This window comes from Actinoplanes campanulatus, from assembly GCF_014647795.1.
GTDB classification, from domain to species: domain Bacteria; phylum Actinomycetota; class Actinomycetes; order Mycobacteriales; family Micromonosporaceae; genus Actinoplanes; species Actinoplanes campanulatus.
Genome location: NZ_BMPW01000010.1, coordinates 189,806 through 203,775 on the forward strand (window position 1 = coordinate 189,806; position 13,970 = coordinate 203,775).

At 69.0% G+C, this 13,970-nt stretch carries 14 protein-coding genes and 1 tRNA gene; 11 read left to right on the plus strand and 4 right to left on the minus strand.

The annotated features are described in order from the left end of the window. Positions 1 to 21 precede the first annotated feature (21 nt). The gene (locus tag IEZ13_RS20775; RefSeq protein ID WP_183225803.1) at positions 22 to 693 is read left to right on the plus strand and encodes a PASTA domain-containing protein; all 672 of its coding nucleotides are present in this window, start codon (positions 22 to 24) and stop codon (positions 691 to 693) included. Position 694: 1 nt separating this feature from the next. On the opposite strand, the gene IEZ13_RS20780 is transcribed toward IEZ13_RS20775, so the two are convergent. Beyond that, positions 695 to 997 carry a hypothetical protein gene (locus IEZ13_RS20780; protein WP_183225802.1) on the minus strand — a complete coding sequence of 101 codons (303 nt, stop codon included), beginning with the start codon at positions 995 to 997 and terminating at the stop codon, positions 695 to 697. 383 nt (positions 998 to 1,380) lie between these two features. On the opposite strand from IEZ13_RS20780, the gene IEZ13_RS20785 reads away from it, so the two are divergent. The 3 genes from IEZ13_RS20785 to IEZ13_RS20795 all read left to right on the plus strand — a co-directional run bounded on the left by IEZ13_RS20785 (position 1,381) and on the right by IEZ13_RS20795 (position 3,056). Beyond that, positions 1,381 to 2,262, plus strand: coding sequence for a helix-turn-helix domain-containing protein (locus IEZ13_RS20785; protein ID WP_183225801.1), 882 nt, complete (start codon positions 1,381 to 1,383; stop codon positions 2,260 to 2,262). Beyond that, the gene (locus IEZ13_RS20790; protein ID WP_372441892.1) at positions 2,232 to 2,450 is read left to right on the plus strand and encodes a DUF397 domain-containing protein; all 219 of its coding nucleotides are present in this window, start codon (positions 2,232 to 2,234) and stop codon (positions 2,448 to 2,450) included. Before IEZ13_RS20785 ends, IEZ13_RS20790 begins: the two co-directional genes overlap by 31 nt. A gap of 162 nt (positions 2,451 to 2,612) precedes the next feature. Continuing rightward, the gene (locus tag IEZ13_RS20795; RefSeq protein ID WP_183225799.1) at positions 2,613 to 3,056 is read left to right on the plus strand and encodes a hypothetical protein; all 444 of its coding nucleotides are present in this window, start codon (positions 2,613 to 2,615) and stop codon (positions 3,054 to 3,056) included. Positions 3,057 to 3,059: 3 nt separating this feature from the next. On the opposite strand, the gene IEZ13_RS20800 is transcribed toward IEZ13_RS20795, so the two are convergent. From IEZ13_RS20800 to IEZ13_RS20810, 3 genes are all read right to left on the minus strand, one after another. After that, positions 3,060 to 3,683 (minus strand): hypothetical protein, encoded by a 624-nt coding sequence (locus IEZ13_RS20800; protein WP_183225798.1) that lies wholly within the window; start codon positions 3,681 to 3,683, stop codon positions 3,060 to 3,062. A 143-nt stretch (positions 3,684 to 3,826) separates the two neighbouring features. Continuing rightward, a complete protein-coding gene (locus IEZ13_RS20805) occupies positions 3,827 to 4,651 on the minus strand; it encodes a WecB/TagA/CpsF family glycosyltransferase (RefSeq protein WP_183225797.1) in 825 nt (274 codons plus the stop codon). A gap of 210 nt (positions 4,652 to 4,861) precedes the next feature. Beyond that, positions 4,862 to 4,944 (minus strand) — tRNA-Leu (locus IEZ13_RS20810). A gap of 232 nt (positions 4,945 to 5,176) precedes the next feature. On the opposite strand from IEZ13_RS20810, the gene IEZ13_RS20815 reads away from it, so the two are divergent. From IEZ13_RS20815 to pknB, 7 genes are all read left to right on the plus strand, one after another. Next, positions 5,177 to 5,962 carry an FhaA domain-containing protein gene (locus IEZ13_RS20815; protein WP_183225796.1) on the plus strand — a complete coding sequence of 262 codons (786 nt, stop codon included), beginning with the start codon at positions 5,177 to 5,179 and terminating at the stop codon, positions 5,960 to 5,962. Positions 5,963 to 5,967: 5 nt separating this feature from the next. Continuing rightward, positions 5,968 to 6,450, plus strand: a complete 483-nt coding sequence (locus IEZ13_RS20820; RefSeq protein ID WP_183225795.1) for an FHA domain-containing protein FhaB/FipA — start codon at positions 5,968 to 5,970, stop codon at positions 6,448 to 6,450. Beyond that, positions 6,447 to 7,802, plus strand: coding sequence for a PP2C family protein-serine/threonine phosphatase (locus tag IEZ13_RS20825; protein ID WP_183225794.1), 1,356 nt, complete (start codon positions 6,447 to 6,449; stop codon positions 7,800 to 7,802). The genes IEZ13_RS20820 and IEZ13_RS20825 overlap by 4 nt, the downstream gene beginning before the upstream one ends. 77 nt (positions 7,803 to 7,879) lie before the next feature. Continuing rightward, positions 7,880 to 9,334 (plus strand): FtsW/RodA/SpoVE family cell cycle protein, encoded by a 1,455-nt coding sequence (locus tag IEZ13_RS20830; protein ID WP_183225793.1) that lies wholly within the window; start codon positions 7,880 to 7,882, stop codon positions 9,332 to 9,334. Then, a complete protein-coding gene (locus IEZ13_RS20835) occupies positions 9,331 to 10,833 on the plus strand; it encodes a peptidoglycan D,D-transpeptidase FtsI family protein (RefSeq protein ID WP_183225792.1) in 1,503 nt (500 codons plus the stop codon). Before IEZ13_RS20830 ends, IEZ13_RS20835 begins: the two co-directional genes overlap by 4 nt. Before the next feature lies 1 nt (position 10,834). Further along, complete coding sequence (locus tag IEZ13_RS20840) at positions 10,835 to 12,172, plus strand: serine/threonine-protein kinase (protein WP_183225791.1); 1,338 nt, start codon at positions 10,835 to 10,837, stop codon at positions 12,170 to 12,172. Then, entirely contained in the window at positions 12,169 to 13,935 is a 1,767-nt protein-coding gene (pknB, locus tag IEZ13_RS20845) for a Stk1 family PASTA domain-containing Ser/Thr kinase (protein WP_183225790.1), read from the plus strand. Before IEZ13_RS20840 ends, pknB begins: the two co-directional genes overlap by 4 nt. Positions 13,936 to 13,970: the final 35 nt, after the last annotated feature.

Genomic DNA, 13,970 nt, shown 5'->3' on the forward strand with positions numbered 1-13,970 from the left:
CGGAGCGGAAGGGGCGCGGTGATGCCCGAGGAGCGCGAACCCGAGCGGGATGACGAGACCCGCCCGTTGTCGTCAGTGAACGAGGAGCCGTCCCCGCGACCGGAGGACCGTGGCACGGACGTGTGGACCGGCCGGGCCGGTGTCCGGCCGTACGGGGCCTATCGCCGTGACGAGTTCGACGAGGACGGGGACTGGGCCGACGGCCGGCCCGCCGAACCACCCGGCCGCTGGTGGGCGCCGATCGCCATCGGCACCGTCTCTCTGGTCCTGCTCGGGCTGCTGGGCTTCGCCATCGCGGTGATCGTGCGGGATTCGGACGGCGCGGTGGAGACTCCGGCTACACCCGCCGTGCGCGCGACGACGACCGAGCCGGCCGCCCCCGATGTGACCACCCCGCCCACGGTCACCGAGACGATCACCACACCGCCGACGACCGACGCGGCGGATCGCGAGGTGACCGTGCCCGCGCTGCGCGGGATGCCGCTGGCCGACGCACAGGCGGCACTGACCCGCTCCAACCTGGGCTACCGGGTGATTCGCCGGGAGAGCGACGCCGAGCCGGGAACGGTGATCAATTGCGACCCCGGGGAGGGTCAGCAGGTGCCGTCGGACACCCGGGTGACCCTCATCGTGGCCACCGCGCGGACGGGCGACCCGTCTCCGACGACACCGGCGCCCTCCATCGGAGGTTGATTCAGCGCGGGGTGCGGACCGTCCGCGCGGGGGCCACCCCGGGACGGCTGGCCGGCTGACGGCTGTTGCGCAGGCGCGGATCGGGCGCCTTCCCGGCCGGGCGCAGACCATTGACCTGTACGAAGATCGAGCGGCGTTCGACCGCGTCACCGGCCGAGTTCAGTTCGTAGCCGTCCAGCCAGACCCAACCCTCGTAGGTCGGCCAGTCGTGGACCCGGATGACCCGGAAGAGCATCGGTGATGCGAATTGGACACTCGCCGCTCTCGTCACGTGAATGACATCACCGGACCGAGGTAGAACCACGTCATCTCCTGCCCTGAGACCCGTGTAGATGGACTTTGGTGACCCAGGCGCACCAGTTTGCCGGTTTGATACGCCCTTGCAAGCCTCCGACGGGTTTGACCATCGAAGGAGGTTGCGGAACGTCACTATCGCCGATCACGTCTACCCGGCTTCGGGCTGAGGTCCATCGTGGACCGGAAGTGGCTCGGCGCCCCGTATCGGACGTCGTCTTGCTGCTATTTGTCGGACTTGCTCGCGTCTCTCAAGAACGTTAAGTGATGCAAGCCATACGGAAAGATTGCACCACTAGTCTCGTCGATGCAAGTTGCATGTCACGCTTCCGTGATTCTCCGTGATCATCCAATGTGCTTGAACGATCATGAGCGGCTCGGGAGACTGGTCGGGTGAATCGACGTCGCAGTCCCACCGTCCGTCGACGCCGCCTCGGGGTGGAACTGCGCAGGTACCGCGAGGCGGCCGGCGTGACGATTGATGTGGTGGCCGAGCGGCTGGGCTGCTCGCCATCCAAGATATCCCGGATCGAAACCGGGCATACCACCGCCAGTCCGCCTGACGTGAGCGCCATGTTGGCCATTTATGGGGTCGATCCGGACATTTCAGGAGAGTTAGTTGAAATTTCGCGAGACGCCCGAAAGAAAGGTTGGTGGCACCCCTTCTCCACCGTCCTGAACAGCACTTATGTCGGCTTCGAGGCCGAAGCTAGATCAATCCAGGCGTACGAGCAGCAGGTCATTCCGGGCCTTCTGCAGAGCGAGCAGTACGCAATGGCTCTCATTCGATCCGCCCGATGGGATGACACCGATCAGGAAATCGCGCAACGGGTCCGCGTCCGTATGGAACGGCAGTCGTTACTGATTCAGGACGATCCAATCGATCTCTGGGTGGTGCTCGATGAAGCGGTGGTGAGTCGCCCGGTCGGTGGCGACGCGGTCATGCGCGATCAGTTGCGACATCTGGTCGAGACCGCCGGCCTGCCGAACGTGACACTCCAGATCCTGCCGTTCGCGGTCGGCGCGCACGCCGCCATGGACGGCGCGTTCGCGATCCTCGACTTCCCCTCGGACGGTGACCCCGCCCTGGTGTTCGCCGAGAACGCGGCCGGTGGGCTCTTTCTGGAGAAGGACGACGAACTCCGCAAGTTCCGCGAGGTGTTCGGCACCATCCGGGCTGCCGCCCTGGATCCGGAGGCGTCCATCGGGATGATCGAAAAGTTGGCAGAGGAGCCATTGTGGAAATCGAGGCGAAGGGCCTCCGAGTCGATCTGAACCAGGCACGCTGGTTCAAGAGCACGCGGAGCGGGCCGAACTGCGACAACTGTGTCGAGGTCGCATTCGTCGGCGAGGCTATCGCGGTGCGCGACTCGAAGAACCCGTCGGGACCGGCACTGATCTTCACGACCGCGGAGTGGGACGCGTTCGTGGGTGGGGCCAAGGACGGCGAGTTCGACCTCTGAGGATGCCTGAGCGGCCGGCCCGGCGATCCGATTGCCGGGCCGTACGTTGCTATTTGCCCGATTCGCGTCGCTGTGCGCGACTCGCCTCGTTGAAAGCTCCAGGCGCGGACCGGACCGCGCTGACGGGCCGGGACACACCACCGACGAGGCAAGGCAGTAGAGATGACGATTGGTTCCGAGAACCTCAGCAGCGGTTCGTCGACGGCGCAGGACCGCTTCAGCGGGGGCGTGAGCGCGTACCGGCAGGGCCGGCGGGAAGCCCTCACGGGCGATCACAGCGACGGTGAGCTGGTGTCCCGTACCAGCTCCGGCCTGCCGACCCGGTCGCCCGGACGCTCCCACAGCATCGAGCCGACCAGCCCGCTGGACCGGGCCGCGAGACTGCCCTCCCTGGATCTGCAGAACCTGAACGAGCCGGTCTTCCCGTCCGGAACCTGGTCCGACTCGTCGAACCAGTCGATGGCCGACCACCCGCTGCTCCGCGGACTGCTGCTGGAGCTGCCGGCTCGGGGCACGCTGCCGCCGTCGGACTGGCTGGACCGCTGGTTCGAGGCGACCCGCTCGATCCTGGAACTGCTCTACGTCCAGGAAGCCAAGCAGCGCTGACGATCAGCGGGCGCCGGCCGGCGCCCGCTCCCGGTCCCGCCGTCCGATCGGGGCCAGCACCAGCGGGGCCAGGCGGCTGTGGCGCAGCGCCGCCCGGATCCCGATGCCGGCGACGGTCACCATGATCACCGTGACGGCGATGCCCAGCATGCCGGTCGCCGCGCCGCCCGGCACGTCCACCAGGCCGGCCGCGATCGGTAGGCCCACTAGCGCGGCGACCCCGGTGATCTGCAACGGCGCGGACAGCAGCGGGTGGGCGGCCGCCGCCCGCAGGGCCGGCGGAACCGGCGTCAGCGGCGCGGCGGCGAACGCCCCCGCGCCGCGGCGCACCCAGCCGAGCCGGCGCAGGGTCGCGGTCAGCACGACCAGTGCCGGTACGCCCGGCAGCAGGGCGGCGGCCGGCGCCGCCGAGACGCCCGGCACCAGGGCGACGACCAGAGGGATCGCGGCGAACACCGCGACGCCCGCGCCGACCAGCGCGGAGAGCAGCCCGGCGCGGCGGCGCAGCTGACGCGCGGTCACGGCGGCGGGCATCCCGTCGACCAGGAGCCCGGCGGAGAGCCAGACGGCGGCGAGGGTGCCGATCAGGAAGACGTCCACGACGGTGTTCACATCGACAGCGTTCACCGCTTGCGTCCGCACCGAAACCGGGATATGCCCGGACCGGGCACCCGTAGGGGTTCCACGGCACTGTGCGTAGGCGTACTAGAACGCTCCGTCGAGAACGGACAGTGATCTTTGACGCACTGTCCGAAACAAGATCCGGTCGGTCAGACGGCGAACTCGTGGACCCGCTCGGTGGCGGGCGCCGGCGGAGTCGCCTTCCACAGGCCCAGCCGCTGGACGGCGAGGCGGCTCAGGTACGCCGGGTTGAGCAGCACATACCGCTTCCACAGCCGCTTCGGCTCCAGGCCCAGGCGCCACAGCCACTCCAGGGCGTACCGCTGCATCCACGCGGGCGGGTTCTTCAGCAGGCCGGCGTGGTAGTCGAAGGCGGCGCCGACGGCCAGCAGCGGCATGTCCAGCAGCGGGCGCATGGCGTAGGTGAAGATCTCCTGCCGGGGGCAGCCCAGGCCGACCAGCACCACGCGGGCGCCGGACGCCTTGATCCGCTCGGCGATCGACTCCGCCTCACCGGGCTCGGACTTCCGGAACTTGGACGCCTCGACACCGGCGATCCGGAGTGACGGGAACATCCCCATCAGGGCCGGGACCAGCCGCTCCAGGGTGGGCTCGGTCGACCCGTACAGGTAGATGGGCAGGCCCTCGGCGGCCGCCTGCTCGACGACCCGGAGAGTCAGCTCGGGCCCGTACACCCGGTCGGTCAGGCCGGCCTTGTGCAGCACGTTCAGTGCCCAGCGGACCGGCTGGCCGTCCGGTGTGACCAGATCGAACGAGTTCAGCCGGGCGTTGTGGGCGGGGTCCTCGACACCGGTCATCACGCCGTGCACCGCGAGCGCCGTCACGGCGAACCCGCGCCGCTCCTTGGCGGCCTCGATGATCTGGGCGGTCGCGGTCGCATAGTCGGTCGCATCCACGAGCACACCGAGAACGTTGCGCTTGCCCTGTCCGACACCCGCACTAGTCGCTGTCACGACCGTCACTCCACCCTGAGAACCGATGAGGCGGCGAGCATAGCGTCCCGTGCACCTTCACCCGAAAGTTGACGTGAAATTCCGGCGCTCACCCGTACCCCAATGGGGTTGATCTTGTAGCCACCCGAAAGCGCGACTGAATCGCTGGAGCCCCGGAAACGACGAAGCGCTCTCGTCCGCAAAGCGGGCCGAGAGCGCTTCAGCGACTCGTGGGGATGGGGGGAGTTGAACCCCCACGTCCTTTCGGACACACGGACCTGAACCGTGCGCGTCTGCCATTCCGCCACATCCCCATGTGACTTGCCTCGAAGATCATACATCCGACCTTCTCGGCCGAAGCGGGCTGGTCGAACCTGCTTCGTTGTTACTGGCTGCGACAGACTACGCTGTCGCACGTCACCAAGCGAGTAGATACCGCCTCGCGACGCTGGAAACACTAGCACGGCGTCAGAGGCGGTCATACGAGGGTCAGAAGTGCCGGCAGCTCTTGGGCTAAGGATGCGCAAGCGGCCGCCGGATACCATCATGTCCTCGGAACCCGAGGAGGAGCCGGTGAGCGTGCTGCAGCGCTTTGAGAAGCGATTGGAAGGCCTGGTCGAAGGGGCCTTCGCGAAGGTGTTCAAGGGTGTCGTGCACCCTGTGGAGATTCTGAATGCCATGCAGCGGGAGGCGGAGGCGCACAAGGCCATCCTCGCCGGTGGCCGCACCCTCGTGCCCAACCGCTATGTGATCGACCTGTCGCCATACGACCACAGTCGGCTGGCGCCCTATGCCGCCGCGCTGGCCCAGGAGCTGGCGCAGTCCCAGGCCGAGTTCATCGGTGAGCAGGCCTGGACGGTCTACGGCGACGTGATCGTCGAGATCGAGCGTGGCGACGGACTGGACACGGGCATGTTCCGGGTCACCGCGGAGGTGTACACCGGCGGTGAGGTCGCCCCGGTGCAGCAGCCCGCGTACGACGCCGGCCCGCAGTACTCGCCCTACGACCAGCACCAGCAGGGTGGCTACCAGCAGCACCACGGTGGCCCGCGCAGCGTCGGCCTGGTCTCCGGCGATGGCCGGACCTACCCGCTGCAGATGGGCTCGACCGTGATCGGACGTGGCGACCAGGCGAACCTTCGCCTGCCCGACGTCGGCATCTCGCGGCGCCACGCCCGGCTGGACTACGACGGCAACCAGGTCGTGCTGACCGATCTGGGCTCGACGAACGGCACCATGGTCAACGGCCAGCGGGTGTCCGCCGTCGCGCTCAACCCGGGCGACATGATCCAGCTCGGCACCACCACGCTCACCTTCCGAGTGGACGGCTAGCGACCTTGCCCGAATTCGTCCTCACCGTCGCCCGGTTCGGTTTCCTCATCCTTCTGTGGATCTTCGTGTTCACGGTGGTCGGGGTCATCCGGCGGGATCTCTTCGCCGGTGGCCGGTCCAAGAGCATCGTCGCCAGCCCTCGGGGGGTGGGTGGCGCGGTGCTCCAGGGCCGGCCGGCGAAGGCGAAACGCGGTAAGGCGGCGCGGCAACTCGTCGTGACCGCCGGTCAACTGGCCGGCACCCGCATCACGCTCGGTGAAGCCCCGATCGCGATCGGCCGCGCCGAGGACTCGACGCTCGTCATCACGGATGACTTCGCGTCGGCCCGGCACGCCCGGTTGGTGCCCCGTGAAGGCCAGTGGTTCGTGGAGGACCTCGGCTCGACCAACGGCACGTACCTTGATCGCGGTAAGGTCTCCGGACCCACTCCAGTCCCCCTTGGCGTTCCGATCCGGATCGGGCGCACTTCTCTCGAGTTACGGCCATGACCCTGACCCTGCGCTATGCCGCTCAGAGCGACCGCGGTCTGATCCGAGACCTGAACCAGGACTCCGTCTACGCCGGGCCGCGACTTCTCGCTGTCGCGGACGGCATGGGCGGCATGGCCGCCGGTGACGTCGCGTCCAACATCGTTATCGCCGCCATGGCGCCACTCGACGAAGACGTCCCCGGGGATGCCATGGTCGACGCGCTCCGGCACGCCGTCGGGACCGCCAACCAACAGTTGCGGGACACCGTCGACGCCAACCCTCAGCTGGAGGGGATGGGGACCACGCTCACCGCGGTCCTCTTCTCCGGCAGCAAGTTCGGCATGGTGCACATCGGGGACTCCCGTGCGTACCTGCTGCGCAAGGGTGAGTTCTCGCAGATCACCAAGGACGACACGTACGTCCAGATGCTGGTCGACGAGGGCCGGGTCAGCCCCGAGGAGGCGAGCAGCCACCCACAGCGGTCGCTGCTCACCCGGGCGCTGGACGGCCGGGACATCGACCCCGAGTACTCAGTGCGCCAGGTGCTCAAGGGCGACCGCTACCTGATCTGCAGCGACGGGCTCTCCGGCGTGGTCAGCGGGGAGACGATCGCGCAGACCATGCGTGAGCTCACCGACCCGAAGGCGTGCGTGGAGCGGCTGGTGCAACTGGCCCTCCGCGGTGGCGGGCCGGACAACATCACCGTGATCATCGCCGACGCCATCGACGGCATCGTCGAGCAGGCGCCGATCGTGGGCGGCGCGGCCTCCCTCGACCGGGGCAACACCACGGTGGCCGACAGCTCCACCTCGGCGGCCCGGGCCGCGGCGCTCAAGCCGCAGCCCCGCCCGGCCCAACCGGAACCGGCCACCAACGGCTACGACCGGGACCCGGAGCCCTCCGGCCACCCGGTCCGGACCGCGCTCATGGTGCTGGTGCTGCTCGGAGTGCTCGGCGGCGGCCTGTGGCTGGGCTGGAAGTACACCCAGGACCAGTACTACGTCGGCGCTACCGACGCGGGTCAGCTCGCCATCTTCCAGGGCGTGCCGGGCCAGATCGCCGGGGTCGACCTGTCGACCGTGAGTGAGACCAGCCAGGTCAGCCTGGAAGACCTCACGCCGGTCGCCCAGGAGCGCGTCAAGCAGGGCATCCACGCCGACAACCAGGCCGCCGCCCGTTCCACGCTGGCCGGCCTGACCAGCGAGGAGCCGTCGAACCCGAACCTCAAGCCGATCTGCAACGCCGCCGGTGTCGCACCGTCGGCCTCCGCCTCGGCAACGCCGGCGAAGACCACGCCGGCCCCGTCCGCCGCCGCCTCGGAAAGTGCTCCGCCGAGCGTCGACCCGGTCGGGTGCCGGACCGTCGACTGAACACACGGCCTACACGTCTGGGGAAATTCTTGACCGCGCCCGCCGTACCGGCTCCGACACCCGCCTCCACGGGCGAGATGTCGCGTATCCGGCAATGGAAGACGCGCCGCAACGCCGAGCTCGGACTGCTCGCCTTCGCCATGCTCCTCGTCGCCGCGTTCGGCGCGACGGTGGAGGCGAACCAGTTCGACGAGATCCGGCCGAACTTCTGGGTGCCGGCCGCGCTGATCGGCATCCTGTTCCTCGGCCTGCACGTGGTCGTCCGGTTCACCGCGCCGTTCGCCGACCCGGTGCTGCTGCCGGCGGTGGCGCTGATCAACGGCATCGGGGTGGCGTTCCTGCGCCGCCTCGACATCGCCCGGGCGATCGCCAACGACGAGCCCGTGCCGGGGTTCTTCGCCGAGACCGGCGGCCGTCAGCTGGCCTGGACGCTGCTGTCGCTGATCCTGGCGGCGGTGCTGCTCCTGCTGCTGCGCGACCACAAGGTGATCTCGCGGTACGCGTACACCCTGGGCCTTGTCGGCATCGTGCTGATGATGATCCCGGCGGTGCTGCCCAGCAGCATCTCCGAGGTCAACGGCGCGAAGCTGTGGATCCGGTTGGGGTCGGTCTCGATCCAGCCGGGTGAGTTCGCCAAGCTCGCCCTGGTCTCCTTCTTCGCGTACTACCTGGTGCGCAAGCGCGAGGTCCTGTCGCTGGCGAGCCACCGCTTCCTCGGCATCGACTTCCCGCGTGGCCGGGACCTGGGCCCGGTCCTCACGGTGTGGCTGTTCAGCCTCCTCGTCCTCGTCTTCGAGAAGGACCTCGGCACCGCCCTGCTGTACTTCGGGCTCTTCGTCGTCACGCTCTACGTCGCCACCGAGCGGTCCAGCTGGCTGATCATCGGCCTGGTCCTGTTCTTCGGCGGCGTCTACGTGGCGTACCTGCTGGGCGCCGCGATCGGCGGCCCGTTCGCGAACTTCTACGACCGCGCCGAGCTGTGGCTCGACCCGTTCTCCCAGGAGAACTACACGCGCGAGAGCGGCAACAGCTACCAGCTGGTCCAGGGTCTGCTCGGGCTCGGCACCGGCGGCCTCTTCGGCACCGGGCCGGGCGCCGGCTCGCCGGGCAAGGTGCCCGAGGTCCGGACCGACTTCATCTTCGCCGGCCTCGGTGAGGAGATCGGCCTGTTCGGGCTCGCCGCGCTGCTGGTCATCTACCTGCTGATCGTGGAGCGTGGCCTGCACGCCGCGCTGGCGGTCCGCGACTCGTTCGGCAAGCTGGTCGCCGGCGGTCTGGCCTTCACCCTCGGCCTGCAGGTCTTCGTCATCCTCGGCGGCATCACCGGCCTCATCCCGCTGACCGGCCAGACCACCCCGTTCCTCTCCGCCGGCGGCTCGTCGCTGATGGCGAACTGGTTGCTCATCGCCATGCTGTTGCGGATCTCCGATGCCGCGCGCCGGCCGGCGAACAGCATCGCCGAGCGGACCAGCGGCCCGAAGAAGGCACCCACCCAGTTGCACGGCGCCATGACGGAGGTGATCAAGCCGTGAACGCCCCCCTCCGACGCTCCGGCGTCGTCATCCTCGTCCTGTTCGGCCTGATCTTCGCCAATCTCAACTGGATCCAGGCGTACAAGGCCGACGAATACCGCACCGATCCGCGCAACCAGCGGGTCCAGGTCGCGGAGTACGAACGCCCCCGCGGTTCGATCGAGGCGGCCGGCGGTGTCGCCCTCGCCCAGAACACCGAGACCGAGGGCGAGCTGAAGTACCAGCGGGTCTACCCGAAGAAGGAGATCTACGCGCCGATCCTCGGCTACAAGCCGGTGGACGGCGCCGCGGTCGGCATCGAGGCGGCCGAGAACGACATCCTCTCCGGCGCCAGCGACAAGCTCTTCGCGGACCGGCTCAGCGACATGTTCACCGGTGACAGCACCAGCGGCGGCAACATCGTCCTGTCGATCAACCCGCGTGCGCAGGAGGTCGCCTGGAAGCAGATGACCGACAACGAGCGCGGTGTCACCAAGGGCGCGGCGGTCGCGATCGATCCGGCCACCGGCGCCGTGCAGGCCATGGTGTCGATGCCGAGCTACAACCCGAACCCGCTGGTCAGCCACGACACGGCGGCGGCCCGGCAGGCCTACGACAAGCTCGAGGCCGACAAGGACAAGCCGCTGCTGAACCGTGCGGTGGCGAACACCCTGCCACCCGGCTCGGTGTTCAAGGTGATCGTCTCGGCGGCCGCGCTGGAGCACAACTACAACATCGGCAGCGAGCTTCAGGCGGGCAGCGTCTACCAGGAGGGCGGCGCGACGATCCGCAACTCCGAGGACGAGGTCTGCCCCGGCAGCACGATCACGCTCAAGGAAGCCCTGACCACGAGCTGTAACACCGCGTTCTCGCGGCTCGGCGTGAAGCTCGGCCGCGATGTGGTGATCGACACAGCGAAGAAGTGGGGCTTCGAGGACGAGGGCCTCATCGTCGGCGACCTGGAGAGCAAGAAGGGCCTGTCGGTGGCGGCCAGCCGGACCGGCGCCATCGCGAACGAGGACGGCTCCGTGGACAAGGCCGCGCTGGCCCAGTCCTCGCTCGGCCAGCGCGACGTCCGGATGACCCCGCTACAGGGCGCCCTGATCGCCGCGACGGTCGCCAACAACGGCAGCCAGATGCAGCCCTACCTGGTGCAACAGCAGCTCGACTCGGACCGCCGGACGATCTACACGGCCAAGCCGAAGGAACTGCGCCAGCCGATCGACTCCTCGGTCGCGAAGGACCTCCAGGAGATGATGCAGAGCGTCGTCGAGGAGGGCACCGGCAAGAACGCGCGGATCTCCGGGCTCACCGTCGGAGGCAAGACCGGTACCGCACAGAACGTCGCGGGCGCCGACCCGCACGGGTGGTTCGTCGGCTACGCCCTTGATGAGGACGGCAAACCGGTCTCCGCGGTGTGCGTCATGCTGGAGAACGTGCCCGGCGGGCACGCGAGTGCCGAGGCTGCCCGGATCGCCGGGCTCATCATGAAGGCCGCCGCGGGCCAGGGAGGGAACTGACATGATCCGCCCGGGGGTCACGCTCGGGGGGCGATACCGCTTGGAAGAGCGGATCGCCGGGGGCGGCATGGGCGACGTCTGGCGCGGCACGGATGACGTGCTGGGCCGTACCGTCGCGGTCAAGATCCTGCTGCCCGCCCTGCTCGACGAGCCGGGCTTCGCCGAGCGGTTCCGCGGTGAGGCCCGGACCATGGCGACCATCAACCACCCGGGCGTCGTGGACGTCTACGACTACGGCAGCGACCAGCAGATCGCGTTCCTGGTCATGGAGTACATCGAGGGTGACGCCCTCTCCCGGACGCTGAGCCGGGTGGGCCGGCTGACGCCGGCACGGACCATGGCGCTTGTCGCGCAGGCCGCCGACGCGCTCCAGGCCGCACACGGCAACGGCATCGTGCATCGCGACGTCAAACCCGGAAACCTTCTGGTACGCCCGAACGGCACCCTGGTCCTGACCGACTTCGGCATCGCCCGCTCGGCACTCGTGGGCCAGCTCACCGTGGCCGGCGCGGTGCTGGGCACGGCGTCGTACATCTCCCCGGAGCAGGCCGCCGGCGACGTCGCCACCCCGGCCTCCGATGTGTACGCCCTCGGTGTCGTCGCCTACCAGTGCCTCTCCGGCCACCGCCCGTTCGACGGCGCGACCCCGATCGAGATCGCCATGAAGCACGTCCGGGAGACCCCGCGGCCGCTGCCCGGCGACATCCCGCCCGCGGTCCGCGCCATCGTGGAACGCGCCATGGCCAAGGACCCGGCGGCCCGCTGGCCCAGCGCCTCGGCGATGGCCGCGGTGGCCCGGCAGGCGGCGTCCTCGCTGACCACGAACGTGCAGCAGCCGGTCGTTCAGCCGGCCCCGCCGGTCAGCCCGGCGCCGCCGATGAACCGTCCGCAGTCCGGCGGCCCCACCGCGGGGGCGGCCCGGGCCGCGGTGCCCCGGCCGGTCTCCGGTGCCCGGGGAGCGGCGTCGGTGCCGGTCCCACCGCCGGTGGCGCCACCGATGTCGCCGGCCCCCTACCGGCAGCAGTCGGCTCCGCCGGTCAACGCCTACCATCCTCCGGCCGCCAAGCCGGAGAGCTCCTTCGGACGCCAGGTGCTGGTTGTCCTCGCCGTCGTACTGGCGCTCCTGGTGCTGCTCTGCGCCGGGGTCATCTCTTTCCTGTTACGACATGGCAACGGCACCACCGTCGGGAGCAACACGCTGGGCTATCACAGCAGCTCCCCGGCTATCCTCCGCTCGGGCGTGGTCGCTGACCCTGTGTCGGTGGCGTCGTACCGTCTTACGAAAGCCGATGCCCAGCTCGGCTGGATCCGACCGAACGAAGGACGACAGACGTTATGACGGCGCAGGCCCGCCTGCTCGGCGGCAGGTACCAGGTCGGCGAGCTGCTCGGCTACGGCGGCATGGCTGAGGTGCACCGTGGCCGTGACCTCCGGCTCGGGCGCGACGTCGCGATCAAGATGCTGCGTACCGACCTGGCTCGCGACGCCACGTTCCAGGAGCGGTTCCGCCGTGAGGCGCAGAACTCCGCGGCGCTGAACCACCCCGCCATCGTCGCTGTCTACGACACCGGTGAAGAGGTGTCGGCCACCGGCGAGAAGCTCCCGTTCATCGTGATGGAGTTCGTCAACGGACGGACCCTCAAGGAGGTGCTCGCCCAGGAGCAGCGCCTCCAGCCACGCCGGGCCCTCGAGATCATCGCCGACATCGACGCCGCCCTGGAGTTCAGCCACCGGCACGGGATCATCCACCGGGACATCAAGCCCGGCAACGTGATGATCACGCAGAACGGCCAGGTCAAGGTGATGGACTTCGGCATCGCCCGGGCGCTGGCCAGCGGCGCCACCACGATGACGCAGACCAGCGCGGTCATCGGCACGGCGCAGTACCTTTCCCCGGAGCAGGCGCGCGGCGAGTCGGTCGACGCCCGGTCCGATGTGTACGCCGCCGGTTGCGTCCTCTTCGAGCTGGTCATCGGCCACCCGCCGTTCGTCGGTGACAGCCCGGTGAGCGTGGCCTACCAGCACGTCCGGGAGGACCCGCGGACGCCCAGCTCGATCAACCGCGACATCCCGCCGGACATCGACGCGATCGTGCTGAAAGCGCTGGCCAAGAACCCGCTCAACCGTTACCAGAGCGCCCAGGAGATGCGCGCCGACGCGTTGCGTGCCGTCTCCGGCCGCCCGGTGATGGCCACCCCGGTGATGAGCCAGGCCGAGACCGTGGCGATGACCGGCGGCCCGCGCCAGCAGTGGCAGCCGCAGGCCGCCACCACCATGCAGCGGCCGGTCTCGCCGGGGATGGGCGCGCCCCAGAAGCCGGAGAGCCGGTCGTCGTGGGTGATGGCCGCGGTGGCCGGCGTGGCCGTACTGGTCGTGGTGGTTCTCGGTGTGGCCCTGGCGATGGATCGCGACAAGACGCCCACCAACAACGAGCCGCAAGCGGTCCCCATGCCGACGCTGGTGGGGCTCACCGTGGACCAGGCGAACGCGGAGCTGGCCCGGGTGAAGTTGACCAACATTGCCCCGCAGAAGCCGACGACCGGTGAGGACTGTGACGGCAAGATCGCCAAGCAGTTCCCGGACGCCGGTACCACCACGGAGCTCACCCAGCAGGTGACCTACCAGGTGTGCAGCAAGCCGGACGAGGTGCCCGTGCCGGAGGGCCTGGTGGGTGGCACCAGCGCCTCGGCCAAGAAGACCCTGGAGGGCCTCGGTCTCGAGGTGGACTTCCGCAGTATCGACAGCGTGGCCGAGAAGGGCCAGGTTCTCGAGGTCGAGAGCGAGGGCGAGAAGGTCGCGCCCGGCACCACGATCACGGTCAAGGTGTCCAACAACAACCTGGTGGTCGTGCCGGAGGTGCTGAACCGCTCCCAGGAGGCCGCCGAGGCCCTGCTGGAGGCGAACTTCCTGACCTTCGACGTGGTCTTCGTCCAGGCCGACGGCGAGCCGGGCACTGTGATCAGCCAGGACCCGAAGCCCGGCAAGAAGGTGAAGAAGAATACGCAGGTCAAGCTTCAGGTGATCGCCGAGGCAGAGCCGAACCCCAGCGGTTCCCCGTCGCCCGATACGACCGGCACGGGCGCGGGCGTGGAATTCGACTGAGACGTACGACCACGAAAGGCCGGGGGAATCCCCCG